Raw genomic sequence first — 19,558 nt, forward strand, 5'->3', positions numbered from 1 at the left:
GTGTTGGCCCGGCAGACCCGCGCCGGCCTCGCGCGCCCCCGGCTCCTCGACGTCGCCCAGGACGGCGCGGGTCTGCCGGGCCAACACCGCCACGTAGATCAACGGCGGCAACAGGGGCAGAAAGCCCAGGGACACCTCGTCCACGGTGAGGGGCACCCTGTTGACCACCAACCACTCCACGGCCACCACGGCGAACAGTGAGTCGAACCCCCGGGCGCTGAACACCAGCACGGCCAGGGTGAGCGCCGTCAGCACCAGCACGGAGACGATGACGGGCAGCGCGGCGGCGGCCGCCGTCCACAACAACGATCGGGCACCCGCCGGGGTCCGTCTCGCGGCGGGCCGGATGACACGTGGAGGGCTCACGATGCCACCGTAGAGAACCGTCCACCCGCGGTACCCCCGGCACGCCGCGACCCCCGGCATCCGGGGATGGCGGGGGTCGGGTGGCGCATGCTCGCGGCGGTCCCTGCAGGACCACCACGAACGGATCACATGGCGTCGAGGAGCTCCTTGGCGAGCTGCGCGGTCTCGGACGGCGTCTTGCCGACCTTGACTCCTGCGGCCTCCAGGGCCTCCTTCTTGGCCTGAGCGGTGCCCGCGGAGCCGGAGACGATGGCGCCGGCGTGGCCCATCGTCTTGCCCTCGGGGGCGGTGAAGCCCGCCACGTAGCCGACGACCGGCTTAGTGACGTTGGCCTTGATGTAGTCGGCAGCCCGCTCCTCGGCGTCGCCGCCGATCTCGCCGATCATCACGATGACCTTGGTCTCCGGGTCGTTCTCGAAGGCCTCGATGCAGTCGATGTGGGTCGTGCCGATGATCGGGTCTCCACCGATGCCGATGGCGGTCGAGAAGCCGTAGTCGGCGAGCTCGTACATCATCTGGTAGGTCAGGGTGCCCGACTTGGACACGAGCCCGACCGGGCCCTTGCCCGCGATGTTGGCCGGGGTGATGCCGACCAGCGACTCGCCCGGTGTGATGATGCCCGGGCAGTTGGGTCCGATGATCCGGGTCTTGCCACCCTTGGCGAGGTTGTAGTTCCACGCGGTGGCGGTGTCCAGCACGGGGGCGCCCTCGGTGATGACCACGGCGAGCGGGATCTCCGCGTCCACGGCCTCGATGATGGCGTCCTTGGTGAAGGGCGGCGGGACGAACAGGATCGTCACGTCCGCACCGGTGGCCTCCATGGCCTCGGCGACGCCGCCGAAGACCGGCAGTTCCACGTCGTTGCCGTTCGCGTCCTTGTGGGACACGGTGGTGCCGGCCTTGCGGGCGTTGACGCCGCCGACGATCTGGGTGCCGGCCGCGAGCATGCGGGCGGTGTGCTTGCTGCCCTCGCCACCGGTGATGCCCTGGACGATGACCTTGCTGTCCTTGTTGAGGAAGATCGACATGTGTGTGAGGTCCTCTGCTTCTTACTTGGCGGCCAGCTCGGCGGCCTTGTCGGCGCCGGAGTCCATGTTGTCGGCCAGGGTGACGAGCGGGTGGTTCGCGTCGGCGAGGATCTTGCGACCCTCCTCGACGTTGTTGCCGTCTAGACGGACGACGAGCGGCTTGTTGGCCTCGTCGCCGAGGATCTCCAGAGCCTTGACGATGCCGTTCGCGACGGCGTCGCAGGCGGTGATGCCGCCGAAGACGTTGACGAACACGCTCTTGACCTGCTCGTCGCCGAGGATGACGTCGAGACCGTTGGCCATGACCTCGGCCGAGGCACCGCCGCCGATGTCGAGGAAGTTGGCGGGCTTGACGCCACCGTGGCTCTCGCCCGCGTACGCGACGACGTCGAGGGTCGACATGACCAGACCGGCACCGTTACCGATGATGCCGACCTGCCCGTCGAGCTTGACGTAGTTGAGGTCGTTCTCCGCGGCCTTCTGCTCGAGCGGATCCGTGGTGCCCGCGTCGGAGAAGTCCTCGAAGGACTCCTTGTGGCGGAACTCCGCGTTCTCGTCGAGGGTGACCTTGCCGTCGAGCGCCAGGATCTCGTCGTTCGGGGTGCGGACGAGCGGGTTCACCTCGACCAGCGTGGCGTCCTCCTTGACGAACACCTCGTAGAGCTTGGCGATCGTCACCGCAGCGGCGTCGAGCACCTCCTCCGGGAGGTGGCCGGCCTTCGCGATCTCGCGGGCCTTGGCCTCGTCGACGCCGACCGTGGGATCGATGTTGATCCGGGCGAGGCGGTCCGGGGACTCCTCGGCGACCTGCTCGATCTCGACGCCACCCTCGACCGAACACATGGCCAGGTAGTTGCGGTTCGCGCGATCGAGGAGGAAGGAGATGTAGTACTCCTCGGCGATGTCGCTGGCCTCGGCGACGAGCAGCTTCTTGACGATGTGGCCCTTGATGTCCAGGCCCAGGATGTCCTCGGCCCGGGCGCGGGCCTCCTTGGCGTCCTCCGCCAGCTTGACGCCGCCGGCCTTGCCACGGCCTCCGACCTTCACCTGTGCCTTGACGACGACAGGCTTGCCGATCTCGGCCGCGACCTTCTCGGCCTCCTCCGCGGTGTCCGCAACGCGCCCCGGGGTGGTGGGCACGTCATGCTTCGCGAAAAGAGCCTTTGCCTGGTATTCAAAGAGATCCATCAGCTCACCATCTTGACGTGGGTAGATTCGCCCGGCCCTGTTGTAAAGCCGAGTCCTTCCTCATCCTAGGCGCGGGGTGTGTCGCCCGTCGCACCCTGGGGGTGACCGTGTGTGCCCGGTCACACGAGCGCGCGGCCACGGAGGCGCCGTGACCACCACTCGAGACCCGAGCATTAACTCCAAACCCCTTGACCACTGGAGTCACACCGGTGTGATCCACCCCTCCCTCGCCAGCCGGGTGTGACCTTGCGGCGCCGTTGCCGGTCCGTTACCTTGGGGGGCGTCTTGATCACGGAAAGATCACAGCACGACCTCAGAGGGGAAACGCCACCGGTGAAGAACGAGTCGCAGCACGTACCACCCGCGACTCCTGTCGTCGTACCCGCATCCGGTGCACACGCGGGAGGACGTCACCGCCTCCCCTCGCCCCCCCACGCACTGCGTGGTCGCGCCGCCGTTCTGGCCGTCGCCGCCGGTGCCGCCGTGTCGGCAGCCTCTGCGGGCTCGGTCATGGACGTCGTGGGCACCCACTCCGCCGAGGCGGGCGACATCGCCCTCCTCGCCAACGGCGAGGCTGCCCCGGCGACCGGCGCGCCCGACGCTCCGTCATCCTCCACTCCCGCGACACCCTCCCTCCCCGAGCCCGTGGTCGTCTCGGCCCTCGACTCGGCAGCCGAGAACGCGCAGTCGGCCATGCTCTACGCCGGCACGGAGATCAACACCCAGCGTGAGATCGCCGAAGAGCAGGCCCGGCGTCCGAAGGTGGCTCTTCCCGCCGAGGGAACCTTCACCTCGGGTTTCGGCATGCGGTGGGGCGCGATGCACGCGGGGATCGACATCGCCAACTCCAACGGCACGCCGATCCTCGCGGCCACCGACGGAGTGGTGATCGATTCCGGCCCCGCTCAAGGGTTCGGGAACTGGATCCGGATCATGTCCGACGACGGCACGATGACCGTCTACGGACACATGGAGTCACTCGACGTCCGTGAGGGGGAGCGCGTCTACGCCGGTCAGCGGATCGCCGGCATGGGCAACATGGGCTTCTCGACGGGCTCCCACCTGCATTTCGAGGTGCTGCTCAACAACGGGTCCCAGCACGTCGACCCCGTCATCTGGTTGGCCCAGCACGGCATCTACCTCGCGGGCGCAGGAAGCGTGGAGGGTTCGAGCTCCATCCCCTTCGGCAGCTGACCCCGCGGCAGTAGACCCCCGGGGCAGTTGACCTCGGGGCAGCCGGCCCCCGGCAGGTCCCCCACTAGAGCTTCTGCATCGGGACTCCCCCGATCAGCATCAGTCGCACCGTCCCCGACGCGCCGAAGTCGATCGTCGCCGTCGCACGCGGACCGCTCCCGTCGCACGTGAGCACCTTGCCGAGCCCGTACTTGTCGTGCGTCACCCGATCCCCCGGCGCCAATTCCAGGGTGGGCGCGGAGGCCTTCGCCCTGGGGATCCCGGACGAGCGTCCGCCACCGGAGCCGAACCCGCCACCGGAACCGTAGCCACCCCCTGCACCGCCACCACCGAATCGGCGTCGCGGCGCGTACGAGTCGGAATCGCCGAACCCTCCGCCGCCGACCGGTTCCTCGCGTTGCCACTCGATCGCCTCGGAGGGGATCTCCTCGAGGAAGCGAGACCCGGGATTGGTCATGGGCTGGCCCCACGACGAACGCATCATCGCGCGGGTCAGGTAGAGACGCGTGCGGGCGCGGGTGATGCCCACGTATGCCAACCGCCGCTCCTCGGACAGCTCCGCCGGATCCCCGAGGGCACGCATGTGCGGGAACAGGCCGTCCTCCATCCCGACGAGGAACACCACCGGGAACTCGAGGCCCTTGGCGGTGTGGAGGGTCATGAGGGTGACCTGCCCCTGGTCCTGATCGGGGATCTGGTCGGCGTCCGCCACCAGCGAGACCCGCTCGAGGAAGGCCGCCAGCGAACCCGGCTCGGCGAGGCCCTCGTCCAGATCGGCCTCGCGGTCGCCGAAACCCTGCTCCCGCGCAGACCGCTGGAGCGCGGCCTCGGAGGAGAACTCCCGGCCCACACCCACCAGCTCGTTGAGGTTGTCCAACCGCGCCGCGTCCTGCGGGTCGTTGGAGGCCTCCAACTCGGCGCGGTACCCGGTGCGCTCCAGTACGGCTTCGACCAGGGCGCCGACGTCGGGGGCCGAATCCTCGCCTCCGGGGTGGTCTGAGCCGGCCATGCCCCCACGCAGCTCATCGAGCAGCGAGACGAACCCCGCGATCGCCTTGGCCGATCGCGTCGGCAGCAGCGCCACCCTGCCCTCGGCGGCGTCCCGCAGGGCTTCTCCGAAGCCGATGGCCCGCTGTTCGGCGTGGACCACCACACAGGCCTCCGCGCGGTCGCCGATCCCCCGCCGCGGCGTGTTGAGGATGCGGCGCAGAGCCACCGTGTCGTCCGGGTTGGCGAGCACCTTGAGGTAGGCGACCACGTCGCGCACCTCCTTGCGCTCGTAGAACCGGGTGCCCCCGACGACCTTGTAGGGCAGTCCCAGGCGGACGAACACGTCCTCGATCACACGGGAGGAGTTGTTCGTCCGGTAGAACACCGCCACGTCGGAATACCCGGCCACCCCGGAGTCCACGAGCCGGTCGATCTCCCCGGCGATGAACCGCGCCTCGTCGTGTTCATTGTCCGCCACGTATCCCACGAGCAACTCGCCGGTTCCCTCGTCGGTCCAGAGGTTCTTCTCCCTCCGGCCCGGGTTGCGGGAGATCACGGCGTTGGCGGCGGAGAGAATCGTCTGGGTCGAGCGGTAGTTCTGTTCCAGCAGGATTGATCGGGCGTCCGGGTAGTCGTGCTCGAAGTCCTCGATGTTGCGGATGGTGGCCCCGCGGAAGGCGTAGATGGACTGGTCGGCGTCTCCCACCACGCAGAGTTCGGCCGGTGCGACCCCGGCCGCGGCGTCGTCACCGGTCCCCGCCGCCCCGCCGACCAGAGTGCGGACGAGGATGTACTGGGCGTGGTTGGTGTCCTGGTACTCGTCCACCATGACGTGGCGGAACCGGCGCCGGTAGTAGGCCGCCACCTCCGGGTGCGACCGAAGCAGTGCCACGGTCTCCCCGATCAGGTCGTCGAAGTCGAAGGCGTTGGCCGCCTGTAGCCGCGCCTGGTACTCGGTGAACACCGCCGCGACCGTCTGCCCGGTCCGGTCCGAGTCCTCCAGCGCACGATCCATGGCCTCCGACGGCTCACGGAGTTCGTTCTTGTGGTTCGAGATGGCCGCGGCGAGCATCCGCGGCGTGAACTTCTTGATGTCGAGGTTCTGCTCCTTGGCGATCATGCCGAGCAGGCGACGGGAATCGTCCGAATCGTAGATCGTGAAGTTGGAATTGCGGGTACCCAGGAGCGCGGACTGGGCGCGCAGGATCCGCACGCAGATCGAGTGGAACGTGGCCACCCACATCCGCTCGGCGTGGGAACCCACCAGGCCGGAGACCCGCTCCCGCATCTCCGCGGCGGCCTTGTTGGTGAACGTGATGGCGAGGATCTGCCCCGGGTGCGCGCCCCCCTCGGCCAGCAGGTAGGCGATCCGCCTGGTCAGCACGCTGGTCTTACCCGAGCCCGCGCCGGCCACGATCAACAACGGGCCGCCGCGGTGCGTGACCGCGGCGACCTGCTGTGGGTTGAGCCCGTCGAGGAGGGGCGAATCGACAGAGGTGCGGCTGGCTGGAGCTGAAACGCTGGCTGGAGCGGAGGCGGAGTGGGTCATCGTGGTGTCCAATCTACCCACCCGCTCCGACAGCCCGATCTCAGCGCGGGCGGTCCCCCATGAACTCCTCGACCTGCGCTGCCGTCGCCGTCAGAGTCGGATCGTTGTCCAGGTAGTGCTTCGTCTCGCGGACGATGAGACCGGAGAGGACCAGGAGTCCGATGAGGTTCGGGATGGCCATCAGGCCGTTCATCACGTCGGCGAAGTTCCACACAACCTCGAGCTCGACGACCGCACCCACGAACACCACGCACGTGAAGACCATCCGGTAGGGAATGACCCCCCCGGCGCCCACGAGTCGCTCGACACACCGCTCGCCGTAGTACGACCAGCCGAGGATCGTCGAGAAGGCGAAGAACGCGATCGCCACCGCCACGAGCTTGTCGCCGTACGGCATCGCCTCGGCGAACGCGTCGGCGGTCATGGTGCCGGCCGTGTCACTCCCCCGCTCCCACACCCCGGAGGTGACGATCACCAGGCCGGTGAAGGTGACGACGATGATGGTGTCGATGAAGGTCTGGGTCATGGACACCAGGCCCTGACGGGTCGGGTGGGTGGTCTTGGCCGCGGCGGCCGCGATGGCCGCGGAGCCCATACCGGACTCGTTGGAGAAGATGCCCCGCGCCACGCCCATCTGGATGGCGTACATGATCGCGGCACCGGCGAAGCCACCCACCGCGGACGTCCCGGTGAAGGCCTCGGTGAAGATCTGCCCGAACGCCCCGGGGATCGCGTCGGCGTTGAGCACCAGGACGACCATCCCGCCGAGCAGGTACAGCACGATCATCAGGGGGACGAACCCTGCCGTGACCCGGCCGATGGACTTGATGCCGCCGAGAAGGACCGCACCGGTGAGGACGAACAGGATCACGCCGGAGGCCACGACGGGGATGCCGAAGGAGTTGTCGAGCTGGGCCGCCACCGCGTTGCCCTGCGTCATGTTTCCGATGCCGAAGCTCGCCAGGACCGCGAACACCGCGAAGACGAGAGACAGGACGAGTCCCACCCGGGCGCCGGTCCGGCCGAACAGATCGGCGAATCCCCGGTGGAGGTAGTACTGCGGACCACCGGACTGCTCGCCACGGGCGTCGGTCACGCGGTACCGCACCCCCAGGAAGGCCTCCGAATACTTGGAGGCCATTCCCACGAGGGCGGTGACCCACATCCAGAAGAGCGCGCCGGGCCCGCCCAGGGAGATCGCCGTCGCGACACCGACGATGTTGCCCACGCCGACCGTCGCGGCGAGCGCGGTGGTCAACGCCTGGTACTGGCTGATGTCACCCGCGCCGCCGTCGTCCCGGCGCCGGAGCAGCCCCAGGTTGAGCGCGGGGCCCAGTTTGCGGAACTGGATCGCGCGCAGCCTGATCGTGAGGAACAGGCCGGTGCCGAGCAGCAGCGGGATGAGGACGAATGGTCCCCAGATCACGGATCCGATGTCCGCGAGAAGCGTGTTCAAGTTGTCCACGGGCGGCAACATTAGACTGTCCTGAGGGTCCAGCGGAAGAGAGTGGGATGATTACGACATGAACCCTGACCCCGCCGGCACGGACGATCCGTTGTCCGAGGCCCAGATCCAGGAGCTCCGTCTGGAGATCGACCGGTTGGACGCAGAGATCCTGGACGCGATAGTCCGCCGCAGCGAGATATCCAAGCGCATCGGCCGCACGCGGATGAAGTCCGGCGGCACCAAGCTGGTCCACACCCGCGAACTCAAGGTCTACGAGCGCTTCTCTTCCCTCGGCCAGGAGGGGCAGACCCTCGCGGGGATGCTCCTGCGCCTGGGTCGCGGGCGACTGGGCTGAGACCCGGACCGACGCGTCCGGCGGTGGAGGCGAACCCCAACCACGTGTGGTGGTTGTTCGCCCAGCACCAGCCCACCTTCGGGGCCCCCTTGCTCTCCCGACCGTCGCGGCCCGTCCCCCCGCTGATCCACAGTGCCGGGGTCCGGGCGTCCAGCGCTCCGTCGGCCTTGCGCTTCCGCGACCCGATGCACATGAAGCACCTGCCGGGTTCGAGCATCTCCGGCTGTTGGAGCAGCCAGCTCACCCCCTCGGAGATGGTCAGCGGAGTGCGCCCCCGCCGGGCGAACTCGGCGTGCGCGTCGGTCGGGGTCCAGCCCAGCATGTCGTCGTCACGTGTCACGTCATCGACCAGGTAGAGCGGGGCGTCCGGCACCCGGACGTCGTCGGTCGGTGTGAACTCGGCCAGGTCGGACATGTCGACCACGACGAAACCGGCCCTACCCTCACGTCGCAGCAGGCTCACGAGTTGAGCGGTGGGAACTAACGAGGGGTGGACCGCCAGCACCGGCCTTCCCACGGCCACGTCGGCGGGGAGTGACGCGGCGTGCTCCCGCAGCCGCCCGGCGGTGATCCCGGCGAGCCCGGGCACGCCCAGCTCGACCAGTCGTTCCACCTGGGGCGAGACGGAGGAGTCGGACGGAGGAGTCATGGGGGTCACGTGTGTGGAACGGACAACGCGGCCCCCGTATTCCCGACTAGCCTCGCATACGGACGGCGGGCGACCCCCGGGCGGCGAGACTGGGCAGGAGCGGTTATGACGGACATCAGCACGACCCCGCAGTGGTCGGACATCGAGGGCCTCGTTCCGATGATCGGTGGCGTGACCCTCCGCGAGTTGTTCGCCGCCGACCCGGAGCGGGGTCGCCGCATGACGGTCACCGCGGGCGACCTACACATCGATCTGTCCAAGCACCTGGTCACCGACGAGGTCATGAGCGCGCTGACCGAGCTGGCCCACGCCGCCCGTCTGCCGGCGCAGCGGGCCGCGATGTTCCGGGGTGACCGGATCAACACGACCGAGGACCGATCCGTCCTCCACACCGCGCTCCGTCTCCCCGCCGACGCCGAGCTCGTCGTCGACGGACGGGACGTGGTGGCCGACGTCCACGGGGTCCTCACCCGGATGGCCGATTTCGCCGAGCGGGTCCGCTCCGGCGAATGGACGGGGCACACGGGGGCGCGGATCGACACCGTGGTCAACATCGGCATCGGGGGCTCGGACCTCGGTCCCGTGATGGTCGACAGGGCCCTGCGCCACCTGCAGACCGCGGGCGTCCGCGCACGCTATGTCTCCAACGTGGACCCTGCGGACCTCTCGGACGTGCTCTCCGAGGTCGACCCCGCCACCACTCTCGTGGTCGTGGCCTCCAAGACCTTCACCACGCAGGAGACCATGGCCAACGCCCATGCCGCGCGCCGGCACTTCGTCGAGGCGCTCGGGTCACAGGACGCGATCGCGTCCCACTTCGTGGCGGTGTCGACCGCCACCGAGAAGGTGGCCGACTTCGGGATCGCGGCGGAGAACATGTTCGAGTTCTGGGACTGGGTCGGGGGCCGGTACTCGGTGTCGTCGGCGATCGGCCTGTCGGTGATGATCACGGTGGGACCGGCGGCATTCGTGGAGCTGCTCGAGGGCTTCCACACCATGGACCTGCACTTCGCGACCGAGGCACCCGAGCACAACGCGCCGGTCCTCATGGCCCTGCTCGGCATCTGGTACACCTGCTTCCTCGGAGCCCAGTCCAAGGCCGTGATCCCCTACGCCCAAGGGCTTCTCCGCTTCCCCGCCTACCTGCAGCAGCTCACCATGGAGTCCCTCGGCAAGTCGGTCCGGCTCGACGGCTCCGACGTCTCCTACCCCACCGGTGAGGTCTACTGGGGCGAGCCCGGCACCAACGGCCAGCACGCCTTCTTCCAGCTCCTGCATCAGGGCACCCAGCTCGTCCCGGTGGACTTCATCGGTATCGCCCGCCCGGTGACGGACCTGCCCGCCGCGGACGGCGCCGGCTCGATGCACGACATGCTCGTGGCCAACCTCTTCGCCCAGTCCCGCGTGCTGGCGTTCGGCAAGACCGAGGAGGAGGTGCTCGCGGAGGGGGTCGACCCCGAGCTCGCGCCCCACAAGGTCATGCCCGGCAACCGGCCGTCCACCACGATCCTCGCCCCGTCGCTCTCACCCGGGGTCCTCGGCCAGCTCATCGCGCTGTACGAACACGTGGTGTTCACCCAGGCCGCCGTGCTGGGCATCAACGCCTTCGACCAGTGGGGGGTCGAGCTGGGTAAGGCGCAGGCCGGCGAGCTCCTGCGGGCTCTGACCGCCGAGAGGCACCCGGGAGACGGTTTCGATTCCTCGACGGATTCTCTCGTGGAGATCTACCGCGAGGCCCGCGGTCGCCGCTGAGTCGGCCCTCCTCGCCCACGAAGGGCTCGTAACCGGGTGTCGTACCCCGGTGCGATCATTCCCGCATGAGCACCGTCTACTGCACCGCCACCAGCCTCGACGGGTACATCGCCGACGACGAGGAGAGCCTCTCCTGGCTGTTCGCGACCTCCGGCGGGGCAGATCCCACAGGTGGCACACCGACCGAGCCCGACCCCGCGCTCCCCGCCCTCCACCTCGACCGCTTCTATTCCGGCGTCGGTTCACTCGTCTGCGGGGTCAACACGTTCGAGTGGGTGCGCCGCGACCTCACGAAGGACGGCCGACCGTTCGTCTGGCCCTACTCCGTGCCGAGCTGGGTCGTCACCCACCGCGATCTCGATCCCGTCGACGGAGTCGAGTTCGTCGCCGGTGACGTCGGCGATCTGCACCCCCTCCTGGTCGATGCCGCCGGCGGCGGGGATGTCTGGGTGGTCGGTGGTGGCGACCTCGCGGGCCAGTTCGCCGACCGGGGGTTGCTCGACCGGGTCTGGATCCACCAGTGTCCGGTCGTCCTCGGTTCCGGGCGTCCCCTGCTGCCCCGCCGGCTCCGTCTTCGCCGTCGGCAGCTCGAGGCGCAGGGCCAGTTCACAGCGATGCTGTTCGACGTGGTGGGCCCCGAGGCGCGCCCCACCCGCTGACCGGGCCGCCTACCGGGCCGTACCGCTGACCTGCGTGCACGCCTGCGTTCTCGCCTGCCCGAGTCTCGGCGATGACCAGTCCACACCCCTCGAACATTCGAACCTGTGTGCGTAGTATCGAACGTACATTCGACAGATGTCGGACACTCGATGGTGACGGGGGTGCGGTATGGACGGCGACGAGAACCCGTTCACGGGCAGCGCTTCCCTCGGCTCCTCCGGAGTCGATCCGCTGACCAGGTTGACCACCTCGGTTCGTGCCGGCTGGGAGGCGGAGAACCGGGCTGCTGCCCGGCGATTGTCGGCCTGCTACGACCTGCTGCTCGAGTGCCTGCGCCGCGACGACTCGGGCGCCGGCCCGGAGTCCCCGCCCGGCCACGCGGTGGTCGACCCGTTCGATGTGGCCACCGGGTACGTGGTGGCAGCGATGGCCGTCTCCACCCTGCGGGCCGAATCGATGGTCTCCTTCGCCGCGGACCTGCACCAGCGCTACCCCGCCGTCCTCGCAGCCCTGGCCTCAGGGCGCCTGGACCAGCGCGCCGCCGAACTGCTGGCCCGCCAGATGGCCACCGTCGATCCCTCGGTCCTCCCGCAGGTTCAACAGGACGTCGTCGACGACTACCTGGCCGCGATCGAGGCCGGCGAACGCCTCGGGGCGCGAGCGATTCGCGATGCGGTGGACACGATCATCGCCCGACACGACGCCGACGGCATCCGCAGGCGCAAGGAGGACGCCAGCCGTGCCCGCGGAGTGCGCATCAACAAGGGCGCCGACGGCATGTCCACCGTGTCGGCCATCCTTGCCACCGAAGAGGCGGCGGTCCTCGCCGAGGCGATCGACCAGCGCGCTGCCGAACACGCCGCCGCCGAAGCCGCCGCCGCCACCACCGAGGGGACCGGCCAGCCGGACCCGGACCCGGACCCGGACCCGGACCCGGACTACTACTACTCCAAGGCCGAACGCCGCGCGGACGCGCTGCTGTCACTCGTGTGTGGCGACAGCCCGCAGCCCGGCAGTTCGGACCATCCCGTGTCGCCGCTGCGACCCAAGGTCACCGTGATCGCTCCCGGCAACACCGGCGCGGACAACCCCGGTGCCGACGGCGACGGGGTGCGGGTGGAGTTCACCCGGACGGGCGAGGCCGCGCTTCAGGCTCTGCTGGACATGCTGAACATCAGCGACGGTGCCAGCGTCGAGAAGGTCGACCCCCGCATCGGTGCCGCCGACGACGCCGGCCGCGGCCTCAAGTACCGGCCCGGAGCCGAGTTGGCACGCCGCATCAGGCTGCGCGACGGAACCTGCCGCCACCCCGGGTGTGCGGTTCCAGCCGATGATTGTGACATCGATCATGTCCGACCGTTCGACCACGCCGACCCTGCCCGGGGCGGGCCGACCGAAGAGCACAACCTCATGTGTCTGTGTCGGCGTCACCACCGGTTCAAGACCTTTTCCGACTGGATCTACAACCTGGAGCCCGAGGGAGGTCTCACCGTCGTCACCCCCGATGGGGCGACCATGACGACCCGACCCTCCGGGCCGCTCGGGGCCTACCGCCGCGAGCAGGCCCGCGCGGAGTCCCAGGCCTGGAATAGGCAACAGAAGCGAAACCCGGACCCGACCACCACAGGCGGTGAAGCACGGCCGGAGCCCACTTATTGGTCTCGCCGAGCGCTCCGCCTGAACGCCGAGCGCGCCCGCGCACATGGATCGGCGGACACCCGCTTCGTCGACCACGGTCGCTGGTGGCGGCGGAACGCGCCCGTGGTCAGCACGGTCGAGCACGAGGTCCGGGCCCTACTCGACGACCTCCTCAGCCCGCCGCCCTTCTAGCAGGTCAGACGAACCTGCGGCTGACCTTCTCCGGCAGGAGCGTCAACAGTGGACCGATCGCCTTCCAGGGCTTGGCGGGGACGAGTGCCCGAGTGGGCTCGGCGTCGATCGTCCTGACCAGCGCGTCGACGCCCTCGTCGAATTCGGTCATCAGTGAGGTCTTGACCGAGCGGTTGATGTCGGTGCGGATGTACCCGGGGAGGATGTCGGTGACCTTGATGCGGCTGCCCGCGCTGTCGAGTTCGGCGTGCAGGCCCTGCGCCAGCGAGGACACGAACGCCTTGGTGGCGCCGTAGGTGTTCTGGGCCTTGGGCATACCGCGCAGGGAGCTCACGGACGAGATGAACACCAGGTGCCCCTCACCCCTCTTGTTCATGAGCTCCATCGCGGCCTCGGCCTGGTTGAGGGTGCCGATCACGTTGACCATCGCGGTCTCGCGATTGGCGTGCGCCTTGCCGGTGCCGATGGACGCCCCCTTCCCGAGTCCGGCGTTGAGGACAAAGCGGTCGATGCCTCCGAGCTCCGCGTCGAGCTCACCGAACACCCGCTCCACCGCGTCGCCATCAGCCACGTCGAGTTCGCGGACCGCTACCGTGATCGAGGGGTTGGCGGCCACGAGCTCGGCGCGGAGCTCCTCGAGGCGGTCGAGGCGGCGGGCGCACAGCGCCAGGCTCTTGCCCTGCGCGGCCCAGCGACGGGCCATACCCTCGCCGAGACCCGCGCTGGCTCCGGTGATCAGAATCGTGTTGCGGTCGGTCACAGGTTCTCCTCCGTTGGCGATGGCCCCAGTGTGGCACGCCCCGGTTGGCACGACGGGCAGCGGTAGGCGATGCGATCGAGCGAATCGCTCGGTTCATCGGGGTCGGCGAGACCACCCAGTCGGAACGTCTCCACCTGGGTCCCACACCTGCGGCAGGGTTTGCCGTCCCGCCCGTACACCCACAGCTCCCTCCCGCGGCGCGTGTCGCCGGTCGTGACCCGGACGGAGCGGTCGGCATTGGCGAGGAGCATCCGCCGGGCGAGGACCACCACCGCGCGCAGATCCGGCACCGCCTCGACGGGCTCCCTCGGGTCGAGGCCTCGCAGAAAGCAGAGCTCGGCGCGGTAGACGGTGCCGATCCCGGCGAGATTCCTCTGGTCCAACAGTGCCTCCCCGATCGTCCGGGTGGGCCGCTCACCGATTCGCCTGATCACCTCCGCGACGCTGGCGTCCGGGTCCCAGTCCCGCCCCAGGAGATCGGGGCCGAGGTGGTCGACCGCCCGATCGGCCTCGGACGGGTCCAGTGCGCGCAGCACTCCGAGTTCGGTACCCACCACCTCGACGTCACCCGCACGCAGAAGCAGCCGGACGGTGTGCGCGGGGAACCGCCACCGCTCTCCCGCACGATGGATGTGGATGCGGCCCTCCATCTTCAGGTGGATGTGCAGGGTGACGGGGTCCCGACCCTGCGCGTCGGGGCCGACGACGACGAAGAGGTGCTTGCCGCGGGACCGGGCGGTGACCACGGCCCTGCCCCGCAGGTCCACCGCTGCGAATCGGGGGACTCGCAGCTCGGACTTGTCGAGGGTCCGTCCGGCCAACGCCCGGTCGACCCGCTTGGCCACCCTGTAAACGGAATCACCCTCCGGCACCGTCGACCCCTCTGTCCACTGTGTCTGCTCTGTCCACTGTGTCTGCTCTGTCCACTGTGTCTGCTCTGTCCACTGTGTCTGCCCTGGCCGCTCTCCGAATCGCCGAGTTCACCATCCCAGAGCGCGGCACTCCACGACGCCGGCGGTCTCGATCTGGACTGTCGCGTGCTCGATTCCGTGGGCTTCCCGCAGGACGCGCCGCGCCTCCTCAAGGATTCCGGCGTGCTGCGCCCCGGGGGCGATCACCAGGTGGACCGTCCCGACATCCATTCCGGAGGTCAGGGTCCACAGATGCAGGTCGTGCACCCCCTCCACGCCGGGCACCGACGCGAGTTCGGACTCCACCGCAGCGGGGTCGACCCCGGCGGGCGCGTGCTGGGCCAGCACCGCGACGACCTGTCGACCGAGGATCACCGCTCGGATGACGATGAACGCGGCGATCGCCACGGCCACCACGAGATCCCACACGGTCGATCCGGTGGCCCGGATGAGCAGCGCGGCTGCGATCACCCCCACCGATCCGGCCGCGTCGGCCAGGACCTCGAGATACGCGCCGCGGACCGCGAGGCTCTCCGATGAACCGCTGCGCAGCAGGAGTAGCGAGACGACGTTGACGACCAGTCCCATCGCACCCACGATCAGCATGGTCCCGGTGGCGACGTGCGCGTCCGAACCCAACCGGCTGAACGCCTCGACCAGGACGTACACGCCCATTCCGCCCATGATGAGGACCGCGAGCGCGGAGGCGAAGATCTCCACCCGATAGTGGCCGAACGTCCGTCGGCCGGAGCGGTCCGGACGCGAAGCGATCACCGTGGCCGCGAGCACTGCGCCCAGCGCCACCACGTCCGCCCCCATGTGGCCGGCATCGGAGAGTAGCGCCAGGGAGCCGGAGATGACGCCGGCGATCAGCTCGACGACGAAGAACACCGAGGTCAGAGCAAAGGCGCACGCCAGCCTCACCCGGTAGCGAGCCCCGGCGTGGCCGGACGGTTGCGTGCTCACCGAGCCGTGCGTGTGGGCGGAGCCGTGCGCGTCGGCGGGGCCGCGGGTGTGGGCGGAGCCGCGGGTGTGGCTTCCGTGTGAGTGCCCTATCCCCATTCCAACGCCCCTCTCTATATATGCATTGATGCGCATATCTTAACTCGTTGGCGTGGGTGACTCAATGGCCGAGGCGTGGGCCATCACCGCCGGGGGGCGGAGTGCCTCACCGCCGGATGCGCAACCCCTTCGGCGTCGCCCCGAAACCGGCGTTCTCGAAGGCGGCCGCGACGGGCGAGGTGTGGACGGGCTCGCCCGCGATGGTGGTGACGGTGAGTGGTCCCACGGCCCCGGACTTCACCGCTGCGGCCAGCGCGGACGCGGCGAGGGCCACCGCGCCCGCGCGGTCCTCGAGAACCAGGACGGTTCGGCCACCGCGCTCGACGAACAGGACACACAGTCCGTCGACCAGCACCACGAGAGCGCCTGCCTTCCGGCCCGGACGGTGACCCGATCCACCCTCCGGGGCCTGCGGCCAGGGCAGGGCGGCGCCATACGGATTGGCCGGGTCGGTGGCGGCGAGGACTCGCACTGCCGGCTCGTCGGTGCCGGAGGGCCAGTGGGCGTCGTCGGCCGTGTCGTCGTAGGAACGCAGGCGGTCGATGGTGTTGCCGGCGGCGAACTGGGCGGCACCCAGACCCTCGACGAAGTAGCCACGGCGACAGCGACCCGAGTCCTCCATCTGCGCCAGCACCTTGTAGACGGCGGCGAACCCGCCCGGGATCTCCTCCGCCTCGACCGCACCCCGTGTCACCACGCCGTGGCGCAGCAGGAGCGTCTCGGCCCAGGCGTGGGCGCGCACAGTCGCGTCGGTGACCGGCTCCGGCACCAGCGACCAGCGACCGGCCACCACGGGAGGCGTCCGCGTGCCGGCGGCCATCGCGCCGTTCAACTGCGCCATGGAGGTCCGGCCCAGGCGGGCCCGACGGGGCCTGGCCGAGGACCGCGGTGAGCGGTGGGCGGTGCCCGACCCCGACGAGCCGCCACCGGACAGGACCGCCCGCAACGGCGAGAGGGTGTCGTTCGTGACCACGCCGTCCCAAACCAGGTCCCAGAGGGCGTCGCGGACGACGGCCTCGGTGACGGCCGGTACGGTGGCGGCTGGTCCGGCAACCTCCGGGGCATCACCGGTCGACTCTTGTGCAGCCGCCTCTTTCACCGTGGTCACGATGTCCCGGAAGAACAGGGCCCCGCCGCGCAGTGACTCGACCACCGCGATGTGAACCACGCCCTCCGGTTGCGGCCGGTCGAGTGGGAGGGTCGCTCCTGCGGAGTCCGCCGGGTGCAGGGAGACCCAGCCGTCTCGGGCCCCCGCTCGGCCCCGCCCGCTCCAGAGCACCTCTCCCCCGGCGAGCAGCTCGTCCAGCATCGCCGGGGAGTAGTCGCGGACTCTGGGCGCGAGGACGAGAGGCTCGAGCGCGGAGGCGGGCACCGCCAGCCCGTCGAGCTGCTCGACCACCGCGAGGACGCCGTCCACACCGGACTCGGAACCGGAACCGGAGCCGGAGCCCAGGCTCTGCCAGCCGGGCAGGAAGCGGGCCAGCGCGGTGTGCGACACCGGTTCGATCTGGCTGCGCAACGCGGCGAGCGAGCGCCGGCGGATGTGGCGCAACACCTCGGCGTCACACCACTCCGGTCCCGCGGCCCCCGGGCGGAACTCACCGGCCAGCAGAGTCCCGGCCGAGGTCAACCGCTCGAGCACGCCGCGCGCCACGGCCACACCCAGGCCGAAGCGCGCCGCCAGGGCATCCACCGTGAACGGGCCGTGGGTTCGCGCATAGCGGCGGACCAGTTCGCCGAGGGGATCGTCGGCGTCGCCGAGGAAAGCCGAGGAGACCCCGCGCGGCGGAGGCACGCCGAGCCCGTCGCGGAGCCTGGGCACATCCTCGACACCGGCCCACCAGGTGCGGCCGGCGTGCTCCACCGTGACGATCCGGGACGACGTGGCGAGCGTCGCCAGCCACCCCGGGACGGCCTCCGGCTCCGTGGACCGCTCGGCGATCTCCTCGACGGTCAGTGGCCCGAGCAGGCGCAGCAGGTCGGCCACGGCCTCGGCGTCACGGGCCGCGCGCTCGGGCTCGAGGTGCTGTAGCCGCCGTTCGATCGAGTCCAGCACCTCCACGTCGAGCAGCTCGCGGAGTTCCACGCGTCCCAGGAGCTGGCCGAGGAGTGAGGGGTCGATCGCCAACGCCGCCGCCCGCTTCTCCGCGAGCGGCGAGTCCCCCTCGTAGAGGAACGCACCGACGTAGTCGAAGAGCAACGACTGCGCGAACGGCGACGCCGTCGGGGTGTCGATCTCCACGATCCGGACCGTCCGCGAGTCGATCTCGCGCAGCAGACGTTCCAGCGCGGGGACGTCGTACACGTCCTGCAGACACTCACGGACCGCCTCGAGGATCATCGGGAAGTCCGGGTAGCGGCGTGCCACGTCGAGCAGCTGAGCCGACTTCTGCCGCTGTTGCCACAGCGGGGCCCGCCGCCCCGGGTCCAACCGGGGGAAGAGCAGCGCCCGCGCCGAACACTCGCGGAACCTGGACGCGAAGAGCGCGGACCCACCCACGTGGGTGGTGACCAGGTCCACGGCCTCCTCGGGAGTGAGGGCGAACGTCTCGGCTCCCGGGCGGGCGCCCACCTCGCCGTCGTCGACGGTGTCCGGGACCCGCAGGATGATGCCGTCGTCGGACACCACCGGGACGGCGTCGAACCCGTGCGCGGCGGCGAGCCGCGCACGCACCGCCTCCGCCCACGGCCAGTGCACGCGGGCGCCGAACGGAGAGTGCAGAACGACGCGCCAGTCGCCCACCTCGTCCCGGAACCGCTCCACCACGAGGGTCGTGTCGCTGGGGAGGTGCCCCGTGGCCTCCCTCTGCTCGACGAGGTACCGCCGGAGATTGGCCACCGCGTTGACGTCGAGGCCGGCGGCGGCGAGGCGGGGGACCACCTCGTCGTCGGACCCGTGCCCCACCTCGCGCAGGAACCCGCCGAGGGCGCGGCCCAGCTCCGCAGGCCTTCCCTGGTCGTCCCCGAGCCAGAACGGCAGCCTTCCCGTCCCGCCGGGCGCGGGCGTGACCAGCACCCTGTCGTGCGTGATCTCCTCGACCCGCCAGCTCGAGGCCCCGAGGGCGAACACGTCGCCGACCCTCGACTCGTAGACCATCTCCTCGTCGAGCTCCCCGACCCGCGTCGCCTTCTCCCCCACCATGAACACGCCGAACAGTCCACGGTCGGGAATGGTGCCTCCCGAGGTGACGGCGAGGCGTTGCGCACCCGGTCGGCCGGTCAGCGTCCCGGCGTCGCGATCCCACACGAGGCGCGGCCGGAGTTCTGCGAAGTCCGCCGACGGGTACTTTCCCGCCAGCATGTCCAGCGTCGCGTCGAAGGCCGACCGGGGCAGTCCGGCGAACGGGGCGGTCCGCCGGACGGCGGCGAACCAGTCCTCCACATCGATCGACTCGAGTGCGCACGCGGCCACCGTCTGTTGCGCGAGGACGTCCAACGGATTGGTGATGACCGACATGGCCTCGATCTGACCGGCGACCATCCTCTCCACGGTCACCGCGCTGTGGAGGAGATCGGCGCGGTGCTTGGGAAAGACCGCCGCACGGGAGACCTCACCGACCTGGTGTCCGGCGCGGCCCACCCGCTGGAGTCCCGAGGCCACGGAGGGGGGCGACTCGACCTGCACGACCAGATCCACCGCGCCCATGTCGATCCCGAGCTCGAGGGACGACGTCGCCACCACCGCGCGCAACCGTCCCGACTTGAGGGCGTCCTCGATGAGCGCCCGGCGTTCCTTGGAGACCGACCCGTGGTGGGCCATGGCCAACTCCGCCGGCGCCCCGCGCGAGACCTCGGACGGCACCATGATCTGCGCGGG

14 protein-coding genes and 1 pseudogene are annotated in these 19,558 nt (G+C 69.9%); 5 read left to right on the forward strand and 10 right to left on the reverse strand.

Annotation, left to right across the window (positions count from 1 at the left end):
• From IY392_RS04120 to sucC, 3 genes and pseudogenes are all read right to left on the reverse strand, one after another.
• Window positions 1–366, reverse strand: a pseudogene (locus IY392_RS04120) (hypothetical protein); the annotation flags it as partial.
• Window positions 367–491: 125 nt separating this feature from the next.
• A complete protein-coding gene (gene sucD, locus IY392_RS04125) occupies window positions 492–1,394 on the reverse strand; it encodes a succinate--CoA ligase subunit alpha (RefSeq protein ID WP_107756993.1) in 903 nt (300 codons plus the stop codon).
• A gap of 21 nt (window positions 1,395–1,415) precedes the next feature.
• On the reverse strand, window positions 1,416–2,582 hold the full coding sequence (gene sucC / locus IY392_RS04130; protein WP_107756994.1) for an ADP-forming succinate--CoA ligase subunit beta: 1,167 nt from the start codon (window positions 2,580–2,582) through the stop codon (window positions 1,416–1,418).
• A 483-nt stretch (window positions 2,583–3,065) separates the two neighbouring features.
• Here sucC and IY392_RS04135 point away from each other — a divergent pair, with 483 nt between their 5' ends.
• Window positions 3,066–3,776, forward strand: coding sequence for a M23 family metallopeptidase (locus IY392_RS04135; RefSeq protein ID WP_231750312.1), 711 nt, complete (start codon window positions 3,066–3,068; stop codon window positions 3,774–3,776).
• Between the two features lie 64 nt (window positions 3,777–3,840).
• Here IY392_RS04135 and IY392_RS04140 read toward each other — a convergent pair whose 3' ends face one another.
• Window positions 3,841–6,315 carry a UvrD-helicase domain-containing protein gene (locus IY392_RS04140; RefSeq protein ID WP_194860585.1) on the reverse strand — a complete coding sequence of 825 codons (2,475 nt, stop codon included), beginning with the start codon at window positions 6,313–6,315 and terminating at the stop codon, window positions 3,841–3,843.
• Window positions 6,316–6,355: 40 nt separating this feature from the next.
• Window positions 6,356–7,792: a sodium:alanine symporter family protein gene (locus IY392_RS04145; RefSeq protein WP_107756997.1), complete on the reverse strand. Its 1,437-nt coding sequence runs from the start codon at window positions 7,790–7,792 to the stop codon at window positions 6,356–6,358.
• A 46-nt stretch (window positions 7,793–7,838) separates the two neighbouring features.
• On the opposite strand from IY392_RS04145, the gene IY392_RS04150 reads away from it, so the two are divergent.
• Window positions 7,839–8,117: a chorismate mutase gene (locus IY392_RS04150; protein WP_107756998.1), complete on the forward strand. Its 279-nt coding sequence runs from the start codon at window positions 7,839–7,841 to the stop codon at window positions 8,115–8,117.
• Here IY392_RS04150 and IY392_RS04155 read toward each other — a convergent pair.
• Window positions 8,026–8,766, reverse strand: coding sequence for a DUF5701 family protein (locus IY392_RS04155; RefSeq protein WP_228548998.1), 741 nt, complete (start codon window positions 8,764–8,766; stop codon window positions 8,026–8,028). The two genes, IY392_RS04150 and IY392_RS04155, sit on opposite strands and share 92 nt — an antisense overlap.
• Window positions 8,767–8,871: 105 nt before the next feature.
• On the opposite strand from IY392_RS04155, the gene pgi reads away from it, so the two are divergent.
• From pgi to IY392_RS04170, 3 genes are all read left to right on the forward strand, one after another.
• Window positions 8,872–10,518 carry a glucose-6-phosphate isomerase gene (gene pgi, locus IY392_RS04160; RefSeq protein ID WP_107756999.1) on the forward strand — a complete coding sequence of 549 codons (1,647 nt, stop codon included), beginning with the start codon at window positions 8,872–8,874 and terminating at the stop codon, window positions 10,516–10,518.
• Between the two features lie 65 nt (window positions 10,519–10,583).
• Window positions 10,584–11,177 (forward strand): dihydrofolate reductase family protein, encoded by a 594-nt coding sequence (locus IY392_RS04165; protein ID WP_194860586.1) that lies wholly within the window; start codon window positions 10,584–10,586, stop codon window positions 11,175–11,177.
• Between the two features lie 169 nt (window positions 11,178–11,346).
• Entirely contained in the window at window positions 11,347–13,008 is a 1,662-nt protein-coding gene (locus IY392_RS04170; protein WP_194860587.1) for an HNH endonuclease signature motif containing protein, read from the forward strand.
• Window positions 13,009–13,012: 4 nt separating this feature from the next.
• Here the strand turns inward: IY392_RS04170 and IY392_RS04175 are convergent, their stop codons facing one another.
• From IY392_RS04175 to IY392_RS04190, 4 genes are all read right to left on the reverse strand, one after another.
• The gene (locus IY392_RS04175) at window positions 13,013–13,768 is read right to left on the reverse strand and encodes an SDR family oxidoreductase (protein ID WP_107757002.1); all 756 of its coding nucleotides are present in this window, start codon (window positions 13,766–13,768) and stop codon (window positions 13,013–13,015) included.
• Window positions 13,765–14,640, reverse strand: coding sequence for a DNA-formamidopyrimidine glycosylase family protein (locus IY392_RS04180; protein WP_182613681.1), 876 nt, complete (start codon window positions 14,638–14,640; stop codon window positions 13,765–13,767). Before IY392_RS04180 ends, IY392_RS04175 begins: the two co-directional genes overlap by 4 nt.
• A gap of 108 nt (window positions 14,641–14,748) precedes the next feature.
• Window positions 14,749–15,645: a cation diffusion facilitator family transporter gene (locus IY392_RS04185; protein WP_107758171.1), complete on the reverse strand. Its 897-nt coding sequence runs from the start codon at window positions 15,643–15,645 to the stop codon at window positions 14,749–14,751.
• A 202-nt stretch (window positions 15,646–15,847) separates the two neighbouring features.
• Window positions 15,848–19,558: DNA glycosylase AlkZ-like family protein (locus tag IY392_RS04190; RefSeq protein ID WP_194860588.1), on the reverse strand; the 3,711-nt coding region annotated here is incomplete at its 5' end.

Source organism: Dietzia sp. SYD-A1 (assembly GCF_015356725.1).
Taxonomy (GTDB): domain Bacteria; phylum Actinomycetota; class Actinomycetes; order Mycobacteriales; family Mycobacteriaceae; genus Dietzia.

Bases quoted from the DNA above. Each gene is read 5' to 3' on its own strand.
- sucD (WP_107756993.1), bottom strand. From the start codon at position 1,394: ATGTCGATCTTCCTCAACAAGGACAGCAAGGTCATCGTCCAGGGCATC.
- sucC (WP_107756994.1), bottom strand. From the start codon at position 2,582: ATGGATCTCTTTGAATACCAGGCAAAGGCTCTTTTCGCGAAGCATGAC.
- IY392_RS04140 (WP_194860585.1), bottom strand. From the start codon at position 6,315: ATGACCCACTCCGCCTCCGCTCCAGCCAGCGTTTCAGCTCCAGCCAGC.
- IY392_RS04145 (WP_107756997.1), bottom strand. From the start codon at position 7,792: ATGTTGCCGCCCGTGGACAACTTGAACACGCTTCTCGCGGACATCGGA.
- IY392_RS04150 (WP_107756998.1), top strand. From the start codon at position 7,839: ATGAACCCTGACCCCGCCGGCACGGACGATCCGTTGTCCGAGGCCCAG.
- IY392_RS04155 (WP_228548998.1), bottom strand. From the start codon at position 8,766: ATGACTCCTCCGTCCGACTCCTCCGTCTCGCCCCAGGTGGAACGACTG.
- pgi (WP_107756999.1), top strand. From the start codon at position 8,872: ATGACGGACATCAGCACGACCCCGCAGTGGTCGGACATCGAGGGCCTC.
- IY392_RS04165 (WP_194860586.1), top strand. From the start codon at position 10,584: ATGAGCACCGTCTACTGCACCGCCACCAGCCTCGACGGGTACATCGCC.
- IY392_RS04170 (WP_194860587.1), top strand. From the start codon at position 11,347: ATGGACGGCGACGAGAACCCGTTCACGGGCAGCGCTTCCCTCGGCTCC.